The sequence below is a fragment of the Streptomyces sp. TG1A-8 genome (genome assembly GCF_030499535.1).
Taxonomy (GTDB): domain Bacteria; phylum Actinomycetota; class Actinomycetes; order Streptomycetales; family Streptomycetaceae; genus Streptomyces.
Genome location: NZ_JASTLB010000001.1, coordinates 4,723,669 through 4,743,661 on the forward strand (window position 1 = coordinate 4,723,669; position 19,993 = coordinate 4,743,661).

At 71.9% G+C, this 19,993-nt stretch carries 17 protein-coding genes and 2 tRNA genes; 14 read left to right on the plus strand and 5 right to left on the minus strand.

The features are described 5' to 3' along the window. The first annotated feature begins 145 nt into the window (after positions 1 to 145). Both QQY24_RS20695 and QQY24_RS20700 read left to right on the plus strand, forming a co-directional pair. Positions 146 to 1,576, plus strand: a complete 1,431-nt coding sequence (locus tag QQY24_RS20695; protein ID WP_301974182.1) for an FGGY-family carbohydrate kinase — start codon at positions 146 to 148, stop codon at positions 1,574 to 1,576. A 173-nt stretch (positions 1,577 to 1,749) separates the two neighbouring features. After that, a complete protein-coding gene (locus tag QQY24_RS20700) occupies positions 1,750 to 2,379 on the plus strand; it encodes a histidine phosphatase family protein (protein WP_301974183.1) in 630 nt (209 codons plus the stop codon). Between the two features lie 105 nt (positions 2,380 to 2,484). Here QQY24_RS20700 and QQY24_RS20705 read toward each other — a convergent pair whose 3' ends face one another. After that, positions 2,485 to 3,132: a superoxide dismutase gene (locus QQY24_RS20705; protein WP_301974184.1), complete on the minus strand. Its 648-nt coding sequence runs from the start codon at positions 3,130 to 3,132 to the stop codon at positions 2,485 to 2,487. 312 nt (positions 3,133 to 3,444) lie between these two features. Between QQY24_RS20705 and QQY24_RS20710 the strand changes: the two genes are divergently transcribed. Then, complete coding sequence (locus QQY24_RS20710) at positions 3,445 to 4,026, plus strand: biotin transporter BioY (protein WP_301974185.1); 582 nt, start codon at positions 3,445 to 3,447, stop codon at positions 4,024 to 4,026. A 350-nt stretch (positions 4,027 to 4,376) separates the two neighbouring features. Here the strand turns inward: QQY24_RS20710 and QQY24_RS20715 are convergent, their stop codons facing one another. Next, entirely contained in the window at positions 4,377 to 5,795 is a 1,419-nt protein-coding gene (locus tag QQY24_RS20715) for an amino acid permease (protein ID WP_301974186.1), read from the minus strand. Positions 5,796 to 6,041: 246 nt separating this feature from the next. On the opposite strand from QQY24_RS20715, the gene QQY24_RS20720 reads away from it, so the two are divergent. The 4 genes from QQY24_RS20720 (at position 6,042) to QQY24_RS20735 (ending at position 9,298) form a co-directional block, all read left to right on the plus strand. After that, on the plus strand, positions 6,042 to 6,530 hold the full coding sequence (locus tag QQY24_RS20720; RefSeq protein WP_301974187.1) for a ribose-5-phosphate isomerase: 489 nt from the start codon (positions 6,042 to 6,044) through the stop codon (positions 6,528 to 6,530). A gap of 30 nt (positions 6,531 to 6,560) precedes the next feature. After that, complete coding sequence (locus tag QQY24_RS20725; RefSeq protein ID WP_301974188.1) at positions 6,561 to 7,370, plus strand: Fpg/Nei family DNA glycosylase; 810 nt, start codon at positions 6,561 to 6,563, stop codon at positions 7,368 to 7,370. Positions 7,371 to 7,603: 233 nt separating this feature from the next. Then, on the plus strand, positions 7,604 to 8,776 hold the full coding sequence (locus tag QQY24_RS20730) for a PP2C family protein-serine/threonine phosphatase (protein WP_301974189.1): 1,173 nt from the start codon (positions 7,604 to 7,606) through the stop codon (positions 8,774 to 8,776). 24 nt (positions 8,777 to 8,800) lie between these two features. Then, positions 8,801 to 9,298, plus strand: a complete 498-nt coding sequence (locus QQY24_RS20735) for an HD domain-containing protein (protein WP_301974191.1) — start codon at positions 8,801 to 8,803, stop codon at positions 9,296 to 9,298. On the opposite strand, the gene QQY24_RS20740 is transcribed toward QQY24_RS20735, so the two are convergent. After that, entirely contained in the window at positions 9,288 to 10,385 is a 1,098-nt protein-coding gene (locus tag QQY24_RS20740; protein WP_301974192.1) for an acyltransferase family protein, read from the minus strand. The genes QQY24_RS20735 and QQY24_RS20740 overlap by 11 nt on opposite strands. A gap of 536 nt (positions 10,386 to 10,921) precedes the next feature. On the opposite strand from QQY24_RS20740, the gene QQY24_RS20745 reads away from it, so the two are divergent. Then, entirely contained in the window at positions 10,922 to 11,116 is a 195-nt protein-coding gene (locus QQY24_RS20745; protein WP_301974193.1) for a hypothetical protein, read from the plus strand. A gap of 66 nt (positions 11,117 to 11,182) precedes the next feature. On the opposite strand, the gene QQY24_RS20750 is transcribed toward QQY24_RS20745, so the two are convergent. Further along, positions 11,183 to 11,253: transfer RNA gene (locus tag QQY24_RS20750), tRNA-Gly, on the minus strand. Positions 11,254 to 11,415: 162 nt separating this feature from the next. Between QQY24_RS20750 and QQY24_RS20755 the strand changes: the two genes are divergently transcribed. The 5 genes from QQY24_RS20755 to clpX all read left to right on the plus strand — a co-directional run bounded on the left by QQY24_RS20755 (position 11,416) and on the right by clpX (position 16,138). Then, positions 11,416 to 11,492, plus strand: a tRNA-Pro gene (locus tag QQY24_RS20755). Positions 11,493 to 11,665: 173 nt separating this feature from the next. After that, positions 11,666 to 13,048, plus strand: a complete 1,383-nt coding sequence (tig, locus tag QQY24_RS20760) for a trigger factor (protein ID WP_301974194.1) — start codon at positions 11,666 to 11,668, stop codon at positions 13,046 to 13,048. A gap of 291 nt (positions 13,049 to 13,339) precedes the next feature. Further along, complete coding sequence (locus QQY24_RS20765) at positions 13,340 to 13,945, plus strand: ATP-dependent Clp protease proteolytic subunit (protein ID WP_301976306.1); 606 nt, start codon at positions 13,340 to 13,342, stop codon at positions 13,943 to 13,945. Positions 13,946 to 14,014: 69 nt separating this feature from the next. Continuing rightward, complete coding sequence (locus QQY24_RS20770; protein WP_301974195.1) at positions 14,015 to 14,680, plus strand: ATP-dependent Clp protease proteolytic subunit; 666 nt, start codon at positions 14,015 to 14,017, stop codon at positions 14,678 to 14,680. Positions 14,681 to 14,851: 171 nt separating this feature from the next. Then, positions 14,852 to 16,138, plus strand: coding sequence for an ATP-dependent Clp protease ATP-binding subunit ClpX (gene clpX, locus QQY24_RS20775; protein WP_301974196.1), 1,287 nt, complete (start codon positions 14,852 to 14,854; stop codon positions 16,136 to 16,138). A gap of 68 nt (positions 16,139 to 16,206) precedes the next feature. On the opposite strand, the gene QQY24_RS20780 is transcribed toward clpX, so the two are convergent. Next, the gene (locus QQY24_RS20780; protein ID WP_301974197.1) at positions 16,207 to 17,214 is read right to left on the minus strand and encodes a hypothetical protein; all 1,008 of its coding nucleotides are present in this window, start codon (positions 17,212 to 17,214) and stop codon (positions 16,207 to 16,209) included. Positions 17,215 to 17,352: 138 nt separating this feature from the next. Here QQY24_RS20780 and QQY24_RS20785 point away from each other — a divergent pair, with 138 nt between their 5' ends. Next, positions 17,353 to 19,977: a valine--tRNA ligase gene (locus tag QQY24_RS20785; protein WP_301974198.1), complete on the plus strand. Its 2,625-nt coding sequence runs from the start codon at positions 17,353 to 17,355 to the stop codon at positions 19,975 to 19,977. Positions 19,978 to 19,993 lie beyond the last annotated feature (16 nt).

The window sequence follows — 19,993 nt, forward strand, 5'->3', positions numbered from 1 at the left end:
GGCGGTAACACGGTGAGTCGACTCGACAACAGAGAGTGGAGCGGACGGGAGGCGCCGTCAATCCCTTGTGCACGGGGAAAACACGGTGAAATCTCGAGGAACGGTGGGAAGTTCACAGCGTTGATCGCGAACTCCGGGAGGGACGATGGCGTTGGCGTGGCTCGGAATCGACCTCGGCACCCAGGGGGTGCGGACCCTGCTCGTGACGGCCGGCGGCCGTGTCCTCGGCAGCGGCTCCGTGCCTTTGGCGCGCGGGCGGCGCGAGGGGGTGCGGCACGAGCAGGACCCGGCGGAGTGGTGGGAGGCGGTCTGCGCCGCCAGCCGCGGGGCGCTCGCCGGGAACCGGGTGCCGGTCGGCGGGCTCGCGGTGTGCGGGACCTCCGGAACCGTGCTGCTCACCGACGGCGCGGGGCGCCCGGCGGGGCCCGCCCTGATGTACGACGACGGGCGGGCGGCGGCCGAGGCGGGCCGGCTGCGCTCGGCCGGGCTCGCGGTGCAGGACACCTGGGCACTGCCGAAGGCGTGCTGGCTGGTGGCCGCCCACGGTCCCGGGCGGATCGCCCACCAGCCGGACGTGATCACGGCACGGCTGGTGGGGCGCAGGGTCCCGAGCGATTCCAGCCACGCCCTGAAGACGGCGTACGACCTGCGGCGCGGGGCGTGGCCGGACACCACCGGCCTGCCCGGGGGCGTGCTCCCCGACGTCGTGCCCCCCGGCACCCGCCTCGGCGAGGTCTGCCCGGCCGCCGCGGACGCCACCGGCATCCCCGCCGGCACCCCCGTCCTCGCGGGCATGACGGACGGCTGCGCGGCCCAGATCGCCTCCGGGGCGCTGCGCGAGGGCGCGTGGAACTCGGTGCTGGGCACCACCCTCGTCCTGAAGGGCGCCGCGGCCGAGCCCGTCCACGACCCGGCCGGCGTCGTCTACAACCACCTCGCGCCCGGCGGCACGTGGCTGCCCGGCGGAGCCTCCGGCGTCGGCGCCGGCGTCCTCACCGCCCGCTTCCCGGGCGCCGACCCGGCCCGCATGGACGCCCGCGCCGCCGCCTTCGAACCCTCCAACGCGGTCGCCTACCCCCTCGTCTCGCCCGGTGAGCGCTTCCCCTTCCGCGCCCCGCGGGCCACCGCCCTCCTCCTCGGCGACCCGGTCTCGGACGCCGACCTGTGGGCGGCCCTCCTGCAGGGCGTGGCCTTCACCGAACGCCTCTGCCTGGACTACCTCCACCACCTCGGCGCGCCGGTGCGGGGCCCGCTGGCCCTCACCGGCGGCGCGGCCCGCAGCGCCTACTGGACCCAGCTCCGCGCCGACGTCCTCGGCCGCCCGGCCAGGGTCCCGGCCCAGCCGGAGCCGGCCCTCGGCATGGCGGCACTGGCCGCGTACGGCACGGGTGCGGCGCCCACGCTGGCGGAGGCGGCCGGGGCCATGGTGCGCACCGGCACGACCGTCGACCCCCGCCCGGACCGCACGTCCCGCTTCGCCGAGCCGTACGCCCGCCTGGTGGACGAACTGGAAGCCCGGGGCTGGCTCCCGTCCCCGGTGGCGGCACACGCCCGGGAGCGGCTCGGGCGGGGGTAGCGGGGCGGGGCCGGTGCGGCAGCGCCGGACGGCGCCGCGGCGGGCTCCGTACCGGGGCCGTCCGGCCCGGGCCGCCGGGCGGAAGGGGCGTGGCCCCTCGCCGCCGTCGCGGCGGAGGGGGGAATGCGGCGGTCCGCGGCCCCCACGGGCCCCCGCGCGCCATACTGCTGCCCATGACCGAGCCGACCACCCTCCTCCTCGCCCGCCACGGCCAGACCGTCTGGCACGCCGAGAACCGGTACGCCGGAGTGAGCGACGTGGCCCTCACCGACACCGGGCGCGCCCAGGCCGAGGCGCTGGGGCGGTGGGCCGGGGCGCACCCCGTGGACGCGGTCTGGACCTCGCCCCTGTCCCGGGCGGTCGCCACCGCCGAGCCGGCCTGCCGTGCCCTCGGCCTCACGGCGCACCGCGAGCCCGACCTGCGGGAGTGCGACTTCGGGGTGGTCGAGGGCCGCACCCTCGCCGAGTTCGCGGCGCGGAACGCGGAGGCAGCCGAGGCGTTCCGCGCCGACCCCGTGGCCCGTCCCTTCCCCGGCGCGGAGGACCCCCGCGCGGCGGCCGGGCGCGGCACCGCGGCCCTGCGCCGGATCGCCGGGGCCCACCCCGGCGGGCGGGTCCTGGTCGTCGCCCACAACACCCTGCTGCGGCTGGTGCTGTGCACCCTGCTGGGCATCCCGCTGAGCGAGTACCGCCGGGTCCTGCCGCGCCTGGACAACGCGGCGGTGAGCGGGATCCGCCTCGACGCGCGGCACGCCGCGCTGCTCTCCCTCAACGTGCCGTGCGCGCAGGGCGCTCGCCCGTGAACGGGGGGACCCCCGCGAGTCACGTCCTCGCGGGGGCCCCCGTTCATCCGCCCGCCGACGTGAAGGGTGAGAAGACGATCACGAGGCGGGACGCTCCGGGCCGGCTCAGCCGGCGGGCAGCAGGACGTTCGCGCGGGACTTCGCCGCCGCGTACCGGCGGGCCACGTCCTGCCAGTTGACGACCTGCCACATGGCCTCGACGAAGTCCGCCTTCTGGTTGCGGTACTGCAGGTAGAAGGCGTGCTCCCAGGCGTCGAAGACCAGGATCGGGGTGGAGCCCTGGCCGACGTTGCCCTGGTGGTCGTACACCTGCTCCACGATCAGCCGCCCGCTCAGCGGCTCGTACGCCAGCACGCCCCAGCCCGAACCCTGCGTGGTGGCCGCGGCCTTGGACAGCTGGGCCTTGAAGGCGGCGAAGGAACCGAAGGACTCCCTGACCGCCTCGGCCAGCTCGCCCACCCCGTCGGCCGCCAGGGGCTCGCCGCCGCCGTCCTGCGGGCCCGTCATGTTGTGCCAGTAGATGCTGTGCAGGACGTGCCCGGAGAGGTGGAAGGCCAGGCTCTTCTCCAGCCCGTTGACCGACCCCCACTGCTCCTTGTCCCGTGCCTCGGCGAGCTGCTCCAGGGTGTCGTTGGCGCCCTTCACGTAGGCCGCGTGGTGCTTGTCGTGGTGCAGCTCGACGATCTCGGGGCTGATGACGGGCGCGAGCGCGGCGTAGTCGTAGGGCAGGTCGGGCAGCGTGTACACGGGCATGGCTGGTGGTCCCCTCCGAACCTTGTTGCAACAAGATTGCAACTACAAGTTAGCAGCATCAACGCGGTGTGGTGCGGAGGCCGGGGACGCCGCGGGGCCGGGAGCAGCCGAACGCCCCGCCGGGCACCCCGTATCCCGGACCACACCGTCCCGGTGACCGGTGTCACGCCGCATCCGGTGTAACCGGCACGCTTTGTGCGGAGCCCACCAACGCCCCGTTCGCGCCTTTGTCGAGCGCTGACGGTGATCGGCGCACGGGTGCCGGTATAGCGTCACGGTGTTCCCACCTGCCCTCACACCAGCGGAGTCCCCATGAGCACCGCCACCGCCACCGCCCGTCCCGGTGCAGTCCTCGCCGACCTCCTCCCCGCGTCCCGCGTGCGCGACGCCGCCCTCGTCGTCGGCGGTGCCGTGCTCACCGGTCTCGCGGCCCAGCTGTCGGTCCCGGTGCCCGGCTCCCCGGTGCCGGTGACCGGGCAGACCTTCGCCGCCCTGCTCGTCGGTACCGCGCTCGGCGCCCGCCGCGGCCTCCTGTCCCTCGCCCTGTACGCGCTCGCCGGAGTGGCCGGCGTGCCGTGGTTCGCGGACGGCGGCTCGGGCTCCGGCGCCGTCTCCTTCGGCTACGTCCTCGGCATGCTGCTCGCCTCCGCCGTCGTGGGCGCGCTCGCCCGCCGGGGCGCCGACCGCTCCCCGCTGCGCATGGCGGGCACGATGGTCCTGGGCGAGGCCGTCATCTACGCCGTCGGCGTCCCGTACCTGGCCCTCGCCGCCGACCTGTCCGCGTCCCGGGCCGTCGCGCTCGGCCTCACCCCGTTCCTGATCGGCGACGCCCTCAAGGCCGTCCTGGCGATGGGCGCGCTGCCCACGGCCTGGAAGTTCGCCGGCAAGCGCTGACGCGGACGCCTCCCGCCCGAGGGGTTCGTCGGCTCACCCGTTCCCCGAGCCGGCGAACCCCTTCTTCGTGCCTCCGGGCCGCGCGGACCCGTCCCGCGCGGCCCCCGGACCCTGCACGGCCCGGCCGGCCCCGCCCGCGTCCCCGGGCCGGCCCGCCGGGGCCGCGACGCGCCGTGCCGGCGGCCGCGCCACCGTGCCGGCGACGCGACGCGACGCGACGCGACGCGCCGTGCCGGAACGCGGAACGGCCGCACGGCCCGACGTCCTGCGTCGGGCCGTGCGGCCGTCTCCCGGCGTCCGGCCGGGCGGTGTGCGACCCGGGTGGCCGGAGCGGGCCCCGGCCACCCGGGTCAGGCGACCGGCTCCTTGTCGGCCGGCGCCTCCGCCGCGGGGGCCGTACGGCCCGCCAGGACCCGCTCCTTCACCAGGGCGATCACCAGCACGACCGCCGCGACCAGCAGCGACAGCAGCACGGTCTCCCGGCCGTCGTGCTCGGTGTCGGTCAGCATGTACCCCAGCACGAACACGATCAGCGCGGCCGTCGCCCAGGTGAGGTACGGGTACAGCCACATCTTCACGACGAGCTTCTCCGGCGCCTCGCGCTGGATGATCTTCCGCATCCGCAGCTGCGAGAAGCAGATGACCAGCCACACGAACAGCGCCACCGCACCGCTGGAGTTGACCAGGAACAGGAACACGGAGTCCGGGAACTCGTAGTTGAAGAACACCGCCACGAAGCCGAAGACGACCGACGCCAGGATCGCCGTCTGCGGCACGCCGCGGGAGGTGGTGCGGGCGAAGGACTGCGGCGCGTCACCGCGCTGGCCGAGCGAGAAGGCCATGCGGGAGGCCGTGTAGAGGCCGGAGTTCAGGCAGGACAGCACCGAGGTCAGCACGATGACGTTCATGATCTGGCCGGCGTGCGCGATGCCGAGGGAGTTCAGCGCGGCGACGTAGGAGCCGTCCTTCTTGATGGACGGGTCGTTCCACGGCAGCAGCGCGACCACGACGAGGATGGAACCCAGGTAGAAGACGCCGATCCGCCAGATGATGCTGTTGGTGGACTTGGTGACCGCGCGCTGCGGGTCCTCCGACTCGCCGGCCGCCAGGGTCGCGATCTCACTGCCCATGAAGGAGAAGACGACCAACAGCACACCGGTGAGGACGGTGCCGGGACCGTGCGGCAGGAAGCCGCCGTGGGCGGTGAGGTTGGACAGGCCCGCCTTGTCGCTGTGCACACCCGGCAGCACGCCGAAGACCGCCAGCGCGCCGATGACGATGAACGCGCCGATCGCCACGACCTTGATGCCGGCGAACCAGAACTCGAACTCGCCGTAGGAGCCGACGGAGACCAGGTTGGTGGCGGTGAGCACCACCATCACGATGAGGGCCCAGCCCCACTGCGGAACGGCCGGTATCCAGCCCTCCAGGATCTTGGCGCCGGCGGTCGCCTCGACGGCGAGGACGACGACCCAGAAGAACCAGTACAGCCAGCCGATGGAGAACCCGGCCCAGCGGCCGAGGGCACGGTCGGCGTGCGCCGAGAAGGAGCCGGAGGTGGGGTTGGCGGCGGACATCTCGCCGAGCATCCGCATCACCAGGACGACGAGCATGCCGACGAGGGCGTACGACAGCAGGATGCCGGGGCCGGTGGTGGCGATGCCGCTGCTGGAGCCGACGAAGAGTCCGGCACCGATCACACCGCCGATGGCGATCATCGTCAGGTGACGGTTCTTGAGACCTGCTTGAAGACCGGAACCAGGGGTCATGGGACGGATTTCCTTTGTGCCGGTGGAACGTTTCCCGTACGGGCGGGGATGCCGGGACGCGGCGGGGTAGGGGGCCACGCACGAGCGGTGTACGAGCTGGACCAGTGAATCCGAGGCCAACGGAATGGGGAACCTCTGAATCCAGATCGTTACTTGAGGTTTGCTTGAGGTTCAATGGCGTAGCTCACAGGTGAGCCGCGGGCACCCGAGGCTGCCACGGGAAAACGCGCGTGTCACACTCGTCCCATGCGCGTGTATCTCGGCTCCGACCATGCGGGCTACGAACTCAAGAACCACCTCGTCGAGTGGCTCAGGGCAGCGGGGCACGAGCCCGTCGACTGCGGGCCGCACATCTACGACGACCAGGACGACTACCCGCCCTTCTGCCTGCGCGCCGCCGAGCGGACCGCCGCGGACGCCGGCGCCCTCGGCATCGTGATCGGCGGCTCCGGCAACGGGGAGCAGATCGCCGCGAACAAGGTGAAGGGGGTGCGGGCGGCCCTGGCCTGGAGCGAGGAGACGGCCGCGCTGGGCCGGCAGCACAACGACGCCAACGTCGTGGCGGTGGGCGCGCGGATGCACAGCACACAGGAGGCGACCAGGTTCGTCGAGGTGTTCCTGGGCACCCCGTTCTCCGGCGACGAGCGCCACGTCCGCCGCATCGACATGCTCTCCGCCTACGAGACGACGGGCGACCTGCCCGCGATCCCGGCGCACCACCCGCAGCAGGACTGAGGCCCCCGGGGGCCGGAAGGAAGGGGCACCGTGCCGGAGGGGCACACGATCCACCGCCTGGCGCACGACTACGCCACCCGCTTCCGCGGCACGGCGCCCCGCGTCACCAGCCCCCAGGGCAAGTTCTCCGACGCCGCGGACCTGCTCGACGGCGCCCCGCTCACCGCCACCGAGGCCCACGGCAAGCACCTCTTCCTGGGCTTCCGCGCCGACGACTGGGTGCACATCCACCTCGGCCTCTTCGGCAGGGTCGCCCTCGGCGAGGTGCCCGCGCCCCCGCCGGCCGGCACGGTCCGGCTCCGGCTCGTGAACGGCACGTCCTACGCCGACCTGCGCGGCCCCGCCACCTGCGCCCTGATCACCGGCGCCGGGAAACGGGCCGTCCACGACCGGCTCGGCCCCGACCCGCTGCGCGACGACGCCGATCCGGACGCCGCGTACCGCAGGATCTCCCGCAGCCGTACCGCCGTCGCCGCCCTGCTGATGGACCAGAAGGTCATCGCCGGCGTCGGCAACGTCTACCGCGCCGAGGTCCTCTTCCGGCACCGCATCGACCCCTACCGCCCCGGCCGGGACCTCACCCGGGCCGAATGGGAGGCGCTCTGGGCCGACCTGGTGGAACTGATGCGCGAGGGCGTCCGGCACAACCGCATCGACACCGTCCGTCCCGAGCACACCCCGCGGGCCATGGGCCGCCCGCCCCGCGTGGACGGCCACGGCGGCGAGGTGTACGTCTACCGGCGGGCCGCCCTGCCCTGCCACCTGTGCGGCACCGGCATCCGCACCGCCGGCCTCGCCGCCCGCAACCTCTTCTGGTGCCCCACCTGCCAGGCGCCCTGACCGGGGTCTGGAACCACCCGGGACCCGTACGGCGGCCGCGGCGCCGCGTCGGCCGCCGCGGGCCGTGCCCACCGGCGCGCCGCGCAGCGGGCCGGCGAATTCCGCCGCGGGGGCGGTGCCCGGGTCCCGCGTGCCGTTCACTGTAGGTCGAACGGCGAAGTCGAGCCTCGCACGGGCGACAAGTGGAACCTCCCGTGCCAAGCGGCTGGTCCGATGGATAGGGTCCCCAACTGATGGCAGCAGGACGAGAGCGGCGCGCGAAGGCCGAGACGTTCACGGCACGGTGGAAGATCCAGTGGCACCGGGCCCGCATCGGCGTGCGCAGAAGCGCCGTGGACTACTTCCGCGGCGACGGCTCGGACTGGATAGCGCTCGTCGGCCTCCTGCTGATCGTCCCCGTCCTCACGGCCATGACCCTCGTCGACCCGGTGTGGTTCTCACCGGCCTCGCTGGTCCTGCCGATCGTGACGGGCGGACTGTTCCTGCGCCCGGCCAACCTGCTCGGCCTGTACGCGGCGGCGGCCACCGCGCTGATCGTGGAGTCGGTGCGGCTCGGCCCGTACACCGAGGGTGCCTCGCGGGTCACCCCGGGCGTGGTGCTGGTGGTCGCCGCGTGCGGCTTCTTCGGGCTGCTGACCGCGCAGTTCCGCAGCAGGGTCGGCGTGCCCTGGCGGCGCGGCGGCACCATGCTGTTCGACCTGCGCGAGCGGATCCGGGTGCAGAGCAAGCTGCCGAAGCTGCCGCGGGGCTGGCACCACGAGATGGCGCTCAGGCCGGCCGGCGGCCAGTCCTTCTCGGGCGACTTCGTGGTCGCGGCCCGCACGAACGGCGGCCGCACCCTGGAGGTCGTCCTCACCGACGTGTCCGGCAAGGGCATGGACGCGGGCTCGCGGGCCCTGCTGCTGTCCGGCGCGTTCGGCGGCCTGCTCGGCTCCCTGCCCCCGCACGCCTTCCTGCCGGCGGCCAACGGCTACCTCCTGCGCCAGGAGTGGGAGGAGGGCTTCGCCACCTCCATCCACCTCGTGCTGGACCTGGACTCCGGGGACTACGAGCTGTACTCCGCCGGCCATCCGCCGGGGCTGCAACTGAGCGCGGGCACCGGCCGCTGGGAGGAGAAGGCCGCCGAGGGGCCGCTGCTGGGTGTCTACGACGGTGCCCGGTTCGACCCCGTCAAGGGCTCCCTGCGCCCCGGTGACGTGCTGATGCTGTTCACGGACGGCCTGGTGGAGACCGCCGACCGGGACATCGTCGAGGGCATCGACCGGCTCACCGGCGAGGCCGACCGCTATGTCGCCGGCGGCTTCCACGGCGCCGCCTGGCACCTCATCGAGGCGGTCGCCAAGGACGTCAACGACGACCGCGCCCTGCTGCTGATCTGCCGCGAGGCCCCGCCGGCGGTCCGCTGAGGCGCGCCGCGGGACACTGGAGGGGTGACCGGGAACCCGTGCCCCCCGCTGACGCCGTCCGAGGTCGAGGCCGTCGCCCGCGCCGCCCACGCGGGCCAGGCCGACAAGGCGGGACGGCCCTACGCCGACCACCTCGCGGCCGTCGCCGAGGGCGTGCGCGCCCGCGGCGGGGACGCCGAGCAGATCGCGGCGGCCTGGCTGCACGATTCCGTCGAGGACGGCGCACTGAGCGAGCAGTGGCTGGCGTCGGCCGCCCTCACCGGGCGCACCAAGGCGGTCGTGCGCGCCCTCACCAAGCGGCCGGGGGAGGAACCGGAGGCGTACGCGCGCCGGATCCTCGCCACCCCGGGCGCGCTGCTGGTGAAGGAGGCCGACCTGGCGCACAACGCCGACCCGGCCCGGCTGGCCGTCCTCGACGGGGCGACCCGGAAACGACTGACCGAGAAGTACGCGCGGATGCGCGCACTCCTCGGTCTGGAACCGGCCGGGACGGAGCCGGGCGGAGCACGGACTAGGCGTTGACCTTCTCGCGCTCGCGGTCCTTGCGCTGGCGTTCGCGGGCCAGTTCGGCCGCGTCCTGCTTGAACGCCCACTCCATCCTCGGCTCCATCGCGAAGCGGAACACCCGCCGCACCGGACGGGTGCACAGCAGCGTGACGACGGCGCCGGCCAGGGCGGTCACCAGGACCTCGCCGAGCGGGCGGTGCAGCCAGGGGTGGTCGAACCAGCCGCGGTAGTCGGCGAACTTCACCACGAAGCCGTGCAGCAGGTAGCCGTACAGGGTGCCCGCGCCGAGCGCCGTGAACCACATCCGCCGACGCGGCACCCAGGCGAAGAAGCACGCGGTCAGCAGCAGGGAGCAGCCGAACATCGCGAGCACCATCACCGGGCCCGACCACCACGGGGCGCCCAGCTCCTGCGCGGAGTCGCGGTGGAAGAACCACGCGGTGTTCATCCGGGGCACCGCCCACCAGCCGACCGCCAGGGCCGCCGCGAACACCGGCACCGAGGCGATCCGCACCCAGCGGCGGCGCACCAGCCCGAAGTGCTCGGGCTTCATGCACAGGCCCAGCACGAAGTAGGGGAGGAACTGCAGGACGCGCTGCAGGTCGAGGTCGTCGCCGATGCTGGGGCTGAGGGTCGCGAGCATCGCGATGCCGACGGCCAGCGGCAGCGGCCAGCGCACCAGCTTCCACACCGGCGTGGTCAGCCGCCAGACGAACAGGGCCACCAGGAACCAGGTCAGGTACCAGGGGTCGAGGAGGCTGATCTCCTGGTCGGGGGCGTGGTCGACGAAGCGCTTGAAGAGCGGGTAGGCGGTCTCGAAGACGACGTACGGCACGGCGACACCGGTGATCAGCCGCTTCAGCCGGTCCGGGCGCATGTCGAAACTGCGGGAGAAGAAGCCGGAGATGATGATGAACGCCGGCATGTGGAAGCTGTACACGACCGTGTACACGGCTTCCAGGGTCCGGCTGCCGCCCTTCAGCGGCTCCCACGCGTGCCCCATCGCGACCAGCACGATCGCCAGGTACTTGGCGTTGTCGAAGAAGGCGTCGCGCTGTCTGCCCGGTCTGTCCGCCGGCGCCCGGCCCTTCCGCGCGTTCATCGGGGTACGCGGGGCTGGCACTCCGTCGGCCGGCGGCTGCGCCGGGGGGAGCGGCCTGCGGTTCTGGCCGGGGGACGAGGCGGCGTCAAACATCTCAGGCACCCTAGCGTCGACTGCGGGATTCCGTAAAACCCCCCAGGATTATTCGCGGTTGTCCCCTCCGGCTACCCCGTTATTCACGGAACGTGCCACCCCCGTCCCGCGTGACGGTGCACACACGGACACCATCCTTTCCCCCCTGATGTCCCCATTCATCCCGACTGATTGGGGCATACGGCATCCCGGTGTCCCCAATTCGAATTATCCGCGCGCGAGATGCGCGGAGGCCGAAACGAAGGTCCGCAATTACCCGTGGAGGCACCCGTGGCCGGTGCCCCGAATTACCCCGGGGCGCGCGGTAGGCGCCGTGCCCGTGCCCGATGCCGGGTCACGGGCCGCATACAGGGGCCGTGTTGGTGGCACGATGGTTCTGGCGGGGGTGCGCGGGGCCGTGCCCCGGGGCCCGGAGAGCGGACCGACCGAGGGTGTGATCAGTTGTGGCCATTTCACTGTCTGTGGTGCTGCTGTTGGCGATCATCATGGTGGTGATGATGCGCGGGGGGAGCATCAAGGCCGGGCCGGCCGTGGTCGCCATCCTCTTCGGCTTCTTCCTGGCCTCCACCGGCATGGCGCCGTCGATCAACCGCTTCCTCGACTCGCTGGCGCACACCATCAACTCGATCAACTTCTGACCGCTCGCCCCGGAACGCCGGGGGCCCGGCCCCGCCGAAGCGGAACCGGGCCCCCGGACCGTGCAGAGCGGGCGACGGGAATCGAACCCGCGTAGCTAGTTTGGAAGACTAGGGCTCTACCATTGAGCTACGCCCGCAAGGTCGCGCCGCAGGTCGGTGACCCCGGCACTGCAGAGCATCGTAGCGGGTCGGCCGCCGCGGAGGCCAACGTGTTCCCCCGCGAGGAGGGTACGCGCGCCGCCGCGGACAATACGGCCGCCCGATCCGGTCCGGGCATGTACCCTACGTGTCGCACCAGACGGGGTGTGGCGCAGCTTGGTAGCGCGTCCGCTTTGGGAGCGGAAGGCCGTGGGTTCAAATCCCGCCACCCCGACCAACGGCTCACCGTGATGATCGCCTTTTGGGGCGCTGACCGGCTGCGGTTACTATGCAAGCTGCCCGCCCGTGTGTCCCGGCCCCCAGGCCAGTGAACTCCTCCGGGCGGCGAAGTCCGCCGGACCTGTCTGGCTCCGGCAGAAACCAAGCAGTCAGCCACAAGGAGACCGAACCGTGAAGAGCGCCGTGGAGACCCTGAACCCGACCCGGGTTCGGCTCACTGTCGAGGTGCCCTTCGAGGAGCTCAAGGACAGCCTCGACGCGGCGTACAAGAAGATCAACCAGCAGGTCACGGTGAAGGGCTTCCGCAAGGGCAAGATCCCGGCCCGGGTCATCGACCAGCGGTTCGGGCGCGGCGCGGTGCTGGAGGAGGCCGTCAACGACGCGCTCCCGAAGTTCTACACCGACGCGGTCAACGAGGCCGAGCTGAGCCCGCTGGGCCAGCCCGAGGTCGACATCACCGAGCTGAAGGACGGCGAGACGCTGAACTTCACCGCCGAGGTCGACGTCCGCCCGGCCCTGGAGGTCCCGGACTACTCCGGCATCGAGGTCGAGGTCGACGCGGTCGAGGTCACCGACGAGGACGTCGAGAAGTCGGTCGAGCAGCTGCGCGAGCGCTTCGCCTCCACCACCCCCGTCGAGCGGGCCGCCGAGGACGGCGACGTCGTCACCATCGACCTGCAGGCCAAGGTCGACGGCGAGGTCCTGGAGGACGGCATCGCCAACGGCGTCTCCTACACCATCGGCTCCGGCGAGCTGCTGGACGGCATCGACGACGCCGTGAAGGGCCTGTCCGCCGGTGAGGAGGCCACCTTCGCCTCCGAGCTGAAGGGCGGCTCCGCCGCGGGCAAGGAGGCCGAGGTCACCGTCAAGGTCACCCAGGTCGCCGCCCGTGAGCTGCCCGAGCTCGACGACGACTTCGCACAGCTCGCCTCCGAGTTCGACACCCTGGACGAGCTGCGGGCCGACAGCCGCAAGCGCCTGGCCGACATGAAGCAGTACGACCAGGCCACCCAGGCGCAGGAGCGCGTCCTGGAGAAGCTCCTGGAGCTGGTCGAGGTCCCCGTCCCGGAGAAGCTGCTCGAGGACGAGATCAACACCCGCAAGCACAACCTGGAGCACCACCAGCTCGGCCAGATGGGTCTCACCCTCGACAAGTACCTGGAGATCCAGGGCAAGACCCCCGAGGAGTTCGACACCGAGACCCGCGAGGCGGCGGTCAAGGGCATCAAGACCCAGTTCGTCCTCGACGAGCTGGTCAAGAAGGAGAACCTCAACGTCAACCAGGAGGAGCTGACCGAGCACCTCATGCGGCGCGCGGCCTCCTCCGGCATGTCCCCCGACCAGTTCGCCCAGGCCGTCGTCGAGGGCGGCCAGGTGCCGCTGCTGGTCGGCGAGGTCGCCCGCGGCAAGGCCCTGGCCGTCGTGGTCGAGGCCGCCACGGTGAAGGACACCAACGGCGAGATCGTCGACCTGGACGACGAGGAGGAGGCCGAGGACGCCGGGACCCCGGCCGCCGAGGCGTCGGAGTCCGGCGAGGAGCAGGGCGAGGCCTGAGCGGCCCCGCGGCACCTCTGACGGCGTAGGACGGGCCCCCGGGAGTGTCTCCTGGGGGCCCTGCCGTCTCGCGTCCCGGAAGGGGCGGCCCGGGCGCCCCGCGGCCCGGCCCGCCGCTACGCCCCCGGCGAACACCCCCATCTCCGGGATTCCCCGGAGGGGCCTGGGCGTTAGGGTCCATGAGTACGGGGGCAGGGGAGTCCTCTGAACCCCCCGGCAGGACCCCGCAGGGAACACGTGAGACGGCCCGGCGCCGTCGTAAGACGAGCAGGTGGATACGTGACGAATCTGATGCCCTCCGCCGCCGGCGAGCCTTCCATCGGTGGTGGCCTCGGCGACCAGGTCTACAACCGGCTGCTCAACGAGCGGATCATCTTCCTCGGCCAGCAGGTCGACGACGACATCGCCAACAAGATCACCGCACAGCTTCTGCTCCTCGCCGCCGACCCGGACAAGGACGTCTACCTCTACATCAACAGCCCCGGCGGCTCGGTGACGGCCGGCATGGCGATCTACGACACCATGCAGTACATCCCGAACGACGTGGTCACGATCGCGATGGGCATGGCCGCCTCGATGGGCCAGTTCCTGCTGACCGGCGGTGCCGCCGGCAAGCGGTTCGCGCTGCCCCACGCGGACATCATGATGCACCAGGGCTCCGCCGGTCTCGGCGGCACGGTCTCGGACATCAAGATCCAGGCCGAGTACCTGCTGCGCACCAAGAAGCGCATGGCCGAGCTGACCGCGCTGCACTCCGGCCAGACCGTGGAGACCATCATCCGCGACGGCGACCGCGACCGCTGGTTCACCCCGGAAGAGGCCAAGGAGTACGGTCTCATCGACGAGATCATCGCGCACGCCTCGGGTGTTCCGGGAGGCGGCGGCACCGGTGCCTGACCGGCCCGGCCGCGCCACGCACCGCCACGACCCCAGCTTCCAGAACGCCACCAGGACGGTGAACACCCCATGAGCAACTTCCCCGGCGCCGCCAGCGGCAGGTACGAAGGGCCCCGGCCCGAGAGCCGCTACGTCATCCCGCGCTTCGTCGAGCGCACCTCCCAGGGCATCCGCGAGTACGACCCGTACGCGAAGCTCTTCGAGGAGCGCGTGATCTTCCTGGGCGTCCAGATCGACGACGCCTCCGCCAACGACGTCATGGCGCAGCTGCTGTGCCTGGAGTCGATGGACCCGGACCGGGACATCTCGATCTACATCAACAGCCCCGGTGGCGACATGACCGCCCTGACGGCGATCTACGACACGATGCAGTTCGTCAAGCCCGACATCCAGACGGTGTGCATGGGCCAGGCGGCCTCCGCCGCGGCCATCCTGCTCGCCGCCGGTACGCCGGGCAAGCGCATGGCGCTGCCGAACTCCCGCGTGCTGATCCACCAGCCGGCCGGCTCCACCGGCCGCGGCCAGCTCTCCGACCTGGAGATCATCGCCAACGAGTTCACCCGGATGCGCGAGCAGCTGGAGGACATGCTGGCCAAGCACTCCAACCAGCCGATCGAGAAGATCCGCGAGGACATCGAGCGCGACAAGATCCTCACGGCCGAGGACGCCCTCCGGTACGGCATCGTCGACCAGATCATCTCCACCCGCAAGATGAACAACGAAGCGGTCCGCTGACCCCGGACGGCGTACGCTCAGGCCCCCACGGCAGGGTCCACGTGGAAGTGAACCGTGCCAAGGGGGGCCCGAACACCCGGCCCGGCAAGGTACCGTCGGACATAAGGCAGCACCAGGAGCCGCTGGACTCGCAAGCGTCCAGGCGTCTCCCAGGCGAAGGGGAAGCACACCGTGGCACGCATCGGTGACGGCGGCGATCTGCTCAAGTGCTCGTTCTGCGGCAAGAGCCAGAAGCAGGTCAAGAAGCTCATCGCAGGGCCCGGTGTGTACATCTGCGACGAGTGCATCGACCTCTGCAACGAGATCATCGAGGAGGAGCTCGCGGAGACCAGCGAGGTGCGCTGGGAGGAGCTCCCGAAGCCCCGCGAGATCTACGAGTTCCTGGAGGGCTACGTGGTCGGCCAGGAGCCGGCCAAGAAGGCGCTCTCCGTCGCGGTGTACAACCACTACAAGCGGGTCCAGGCGGGCGAGAACGGTGGCGCCCAGGGCCGTGACGACGCCATCGAGCTGGCGAAGTCCAACATCCTGCTCCTCGGGCCGACGGGCTCGGGCAAGACGCTCCTGGCCCAGACGCTGGCCCGCATGCTGAACGTCCCGTTCGCCATCGCCGACGCGACGGCGCTCACCGAGGCGGGCTACGTCGGCGAGGACGTCGAGAACATCCTCCTCAAGCTCATCCAGGCCGCCGACTACGACGTCAAGAAGGCCGAGACCGGGATCATCTACATCGACGAGATCGACAAGGTGGCCCGCAAGAGCGAGAACCCGTCGATCACCCGCGACGTCTCCGGCGAGGGCGTCCAGCAGGCGCTGCTGAAGATCCTAGAGGGCACCACGGCCTCCGTCCCGCCCCAGGGCGGCCGCAAACACCCCCACCAGGAGTTCATCCAGATCGACACGACGAACGTCCTGTTCATCGTGGGCGGTGCCTTCGCCGGTCTGGAGAAGATCATCGAGTCGCGGGCCGGCGCCAAGGGCATCGGCTTCGGCGCCACCATCCGCTCCAAGCGCGAGCTGGAGTCCAAGGACGTCTTCGAGGACGTCATGCCGGAGGACCTGGTCAAGTTCGGCATGATCCCGGAGTTCATCGGCCGCCTCCCCGTGATCACGTCCGTCCACAACCTCGACCGCGAAGCCCTCCTCCAGATCCTGGTGGAGCCCCGCAACGCCCTGGTCAAGCAGTACCAGCGCCTCTTCGAACTCGACGGTGTGGAACTGGACTTCGAGCGCGGAGCGCTGGAGGCCATCGCCGACCAGGCCATCCTCCGCCAGACCGGCGCGCGCGGCCTGCGCGCCATCATGGAGGAGGTCCTCATGTCGGTGATGTACGAGGTCCCCTCCCGCAAGGACGTGGCCCGCGTGGTCATCACCGCGGACGTGGTGCACTCCAACGTCAACCCGACCCTCATCCCGCGGGACGCGCGCGGGCGCGGGCCGGGCGAGCAGAAGACGGCGTAGCCGCCGCAGGACGCGTGCGAGGGGGCCCCGGTCGGCGGACCGGGGCCCCCTCGCACGCGTCCTGCGGGTCAGGCCTTGACCCGGACCTCGTTGCGGACCTTGGCGGTCAGCCCGGCGGCGTCCGCGAGCGACATGCCCTTGCCGCCGGCCAGCGACGCCATGTCGTACGACATCACGTAGGCGAGGGTGCTGTGGTCGCCCCAGATGCAGAAGGGGATGGTCAGCGTCTGGCCCCCCTCCTTGGCCTGGCTCTCCTGGCACTTCATCACGCCGTTGTCGAAGCCCGCGGGCGTGTACGTCCGGGGGCTGCCGACGAACCGGCCCTCGGAGGAGTCGGAGTCCTTCCTGGCCGCCGCGAACATGGCGTCGACGACCTCCTCGGGGTCGTCGACGCTGCCGTACACGCCGGAGAGCAGCAGGTTCTTCGAGGTGACGCCCGCCCCGGACGTGTAACCGGCGCTGACGTCCTTCGGGTCGTGGACCCCCCACGCCTCGGCGTCCTTGAGGTCGGAGTCGCTCATCCCGCCGGTACCGGAGTCGCTCTTCTCGTAGTCGCCGAGGAGCGTCGCCGGCGTCGTCAGCCTGTGTGGGCCGTCGTCCGCCACGTCCCCGCCGCCTCCGCCCCCGCCCCCGCCGCCGATCACGAAGTACGCGCCGACGGCGACCGCGGCCACCACGGCCACCGCGCCGATGACCAGGCCCGTCCGCTTCCCGCCGCCGGCCGGCGGCGGGGGCTGCGGCGCCCCGTAGGGCTGCTGTCCGTACGGCGGCTGCTGCGGGGGCACGCCCTGCTGCGGGTAGCCGTACCCGGGCTGGGGCGGCTGCGGGTGGCCGTACCCGGGCTGGGGGGCCGCAGGGGTCTGCTGCGGGTGGCCGTACCCGGGCTGGGGGGCCGCAGGGGTCTGCTGCGGGTGGCCGTACCCGGGCTGGGGTGCCGCAGGGGCCTGCTGGGGGTAGCCGTACCCGGGCTGGGGTGCCTGCGGCTGCTGGCCGTAGGGCCCGGACTGCCCCGGCCGGCCGTACGGACCCGGCTGCTGGGGCGGCCCGCCGTACGGACCCGGCTGGTTGCTGCTCATTCCTGCGTTCCCCTCCAGATGCTCATGCGTTCCCGACATCCTGGCCCAGCGGCGGCGGGCACGGGGAGGCGGGGAGCCGCACCGTTACAGAACAAACGCGTTTCGGGACGGCACCGCGACACCTCTAAACTGATCCCCGTGACCGAGAACGCTCAGCAGCAGCCACCCGCGCCCGCCACCGAACTGCCGACCCAGTACGCGCCGGCCGACGTAGAGGGGCCGCTGTACGAGCGCTGGGTGGAGCGGGGGTACTTCGAGGCGGACGCCGGGAGCGACAAGCCGCCGTACACGGTCGTCATCCCGCCGCCGAACGTCACCGGCAGCCTCCACCTGGGGCACGCCTTCGAGCACACCCTCATCGACGCCCTGACCCGCCGCAAGCGCATGCAGGGCTACGAGACGCTGTGGCAGCCGGGCATGGACCACGCCGGCATCGCCACCCAGAACGTCGTCGAGCGGGAGCTGGCCAAGGAGGGCAAGTCCCGCCACGACCTGGGCCGCGAGGCCTTCGTCGAGCGGGTGTGGCAGTGGAAGGCCGAGTCCGGCGGGCAGATCTCGGGCCAGATGCGGCGCCTGGGCGACGGCGTCGCCTGGTCCCGTGAGCGCTTCACCATGGACGAGGGGCTCTCGCAGGCCGTCCAGACCATCTTCAAGCGCCTGTACGACGACGAGCTGATCTACCGCGCCGAGCGCATCATCAACTGGTGCCCCCGCTGCCTGACGGCCATCTCGGACATCGAGGTCGAGTACCAGGACGACGACGGCGAACTGGTCTCCATGACGTACGGCGACGGGGACGACACCATCGTCGTCGCCACCACCCGCGCCGAGACCATGCTCGGCGACACCGCCGTCGCCGTCCATCCCGACGACGAGCGCTACCGGCACCTGATCGGCAGGCTCGTCAAGCTCCCGCTGACCGACCGCTCCATCCCGGTCGTCGCCGACACGCACGTCGACCCCGAGTTCGGCACGGGTGCCGTCAAGGTGACCCCGGCCCACGACCCGAACGACTTCGAGATCGGCCGGCGCCACGACCTGCCGTCCCTGACGATCATGGACGAGCACGCGGTCATCACGGCCCACGGCCCCTTCCAGGGCCTGGACCGGCTGGAGGCCCGCTCCGCCATCGTCGCCGCGCTGCGCGCCGAGGGCCGGATCGTCGCCGAGAAGCGGCCCTACGTCCACAGCGTCGGCCACTGCTCGCGCTGCAAGACCACCGTCGAGCCGCGCCTGTCCATGCAGTGGTGGGTCAAGGTCGGCCCGCTCGCGAAGGCCGCCGGTGACGCGGTCCGCGAGGGCAAGGTCGGGATCCATCCGCAGGAGATGGAGAAGCGCTACTTCGACTGGGTCGACAACCTCCACGACTGGTGCATCTCGCGGCAGTTGTGGTGGGGCCACCGCATCCCGGTCTGGTACGGCCCGGACGGCGAGGTGGTCTGCGTCGGACCCGGCGAGGAGCCGCCCGCCGGCGAGGGCTGGCACCAGGACACCGACGTCCTCGACACCTGGTTCTCCTCCGGCCTGTGGCCCTTCTCCACCCTCGGCTGGCCCGGGCGGACCGAGTCGCTCGCGAAGTTCTACCCCAACTCCGTCCTGGTCACCGGCTACGACATCCTCTTCTTCTGGGTCGCCCGGATGATGATGTTCGGCCTGTACGCGATGGACGGCACCCCGCCGTTCCACACCATCGCCCTGCACGGCATGGTCCGCGACCAGTTCGGCAAGAAGATGTCCAAGTCCTTCGGCAACGCGGTCAACCCGCTGGACTGGATGGACAAGTACGGCTCGGACGCCCTCCGGTTCACGCTCGCCCGCGGCGCCAACCCGGGCGTGGACGTGCCGATCGGCGAGGACTGGGTCCAGGGCTCGCGCAACTTCGCCAACAAGATCTGGAACGCGACCCGCTTCGCGCTGATGAACGGCGCGACGGTGGACGGCCCGCTGCCCGAGCCGTCGGCGATGTCGGCGGCCGACCGGTGGATCCTCTCCCGCCTCAACTCCGTCGTCGCCGAGGTCGACGCGTACTACGACGACTTCCAGTTCGCCAAACTGTCGGACACGCTGTTCCACTTCGCCTGGGACGAGGTCTTCGACTGGTACGTCGAGCTGTCCAAGACGACGTTCCAGGCCGGCGGTGCGGCGGCCGAGGCCGCCAAGCGCGTCCTGGGCGAGGTCCTCGACGTCACCCTGAAGCTGCTGCACCCGGTCGTCCCGTTCGTCACGGAGACCCTGTGGACCACGCTCACGGGCGGCGAGTCGGTCGTCGTCGCCGCGTGGCCCGAGGACAGCGGCTTCCGGGACCCGGCGGCCGAGCGGGAGATCGCCGCCCTCCAGTCCGTCATCACCGAGGTCCGCCGCTTCCGCGCCGACCAGGGTCTGCAGCCGGGCCAGCGGGTCCCGGCCCGCCTCACCCTGGACGGCACGGCGCTGGCCCCGCACGAGGCCGCCATCCGCCAGCTGCTGCGCCTGCAGCCGGAGGGCGGGTCCTTCACGGCCACCGCCACCCTCCCGGTCGCCGGTGCCGAGGTCGCGCTCGACCTGTCCGGCACGATCGACGTGGCGGCCGAGCGCAAGCGCCTGGCGAAGGACCTGGCCGCCGCCGAGAAGGAGAAGGCCCAGGCCACGGCCAAGCTGGGCAACGAGGCCTTCCTGGGGAAGGCGCCGGAGAACGTGGTCGGGAAGATCCGCGCGCGCCTGTCCAAGGCGGAGGAGGACATCGAGCGGATCCAGGCCCAGCTGGCGCGTCTGCCGCAGGCGTAGCCGCCGTACGCCGCGC

Bases quoted from the DNA above. Each gene is read 5' to 3' on its own strand.
- QQY24_RS20695 (WP_301974182.1), top strand. From the start codon at position 146: ATGGCGTTGGCGTGGCTCGGAATCGACCTCGGCACCCAGGGGGTGCGG.
- QQY24_RS20700 (WP_301974183.1), top strand. From the start codon at position 1,750: ATGACCGAGCCGACCACCCTCCTCCTCGCCCGCCACGGCCAGACCGTC.
- QQY24_RS20705 (WP_301974184.1), bottom strand. From the start codon at position 3,132: ATGCCCGTGTACACGCTGCCCGACCTGCCCTACGACTACGCCGCGCTC.
- QQY24_RS20710 (WP_301974185.1), top strand. From the start codon at position 3,445: ATGAGCACCGCCACCGCCACCGCCCGTCCCGGTGCAGTCCTCGCCGAC.
- QQY24_RS20715 (WP_301974186.1), bottom strand. From the start codon at position 5,795: ATGACCCCTGGTTCCGGTCTTCAAGCAGGTCTCAAGAACCGTCACCTG.
- QQY24_RS20720 (WP_301974187.1), top strand. From the start codon at position 6,042: ATGCGCGTGTATCTCGGCTCCGACCATGCGGGCTACGAACTCAAGAAC.
- QQY24_RS20730 (WP_301974189.1), top strand. From the start codon at position 7,604: ATGGCAGCAGGACGAGAGCGGCGCGCGAAGGCCGAGACGTTCACGGCA.
- QQY24_RS20740 (WP_301974192.1), bottom strand. From the start codon at position 10,385: ATGAACGCGCGGAAGGGCCGGGCGCCGGCGGACAGACCGGGCAGACAG.
- QQY24_RS20765 (WP_301976306.1), top strand. From the start codon at position 13,340: ATGCCCTCCGCCGCCGGCGAGCCTTCCATCGGTGGTGGCCTCGGCGAC.
- QQY24_RS20770 (WP_301974195.1), top strand. From the start codon at position 14,015: ATGAGCAACTTCCCCGGCGCCGCCAGCGGCAGGTACGAAGGGCCCCGG.
- QQY24_RS20780 (WP_301974197.1), bottom strand. From the start codon at position 17,214: ATGAGCAGCAACCAGCCGGGTCCGTACGGCGGGCCGCCCCAGCAGCCG.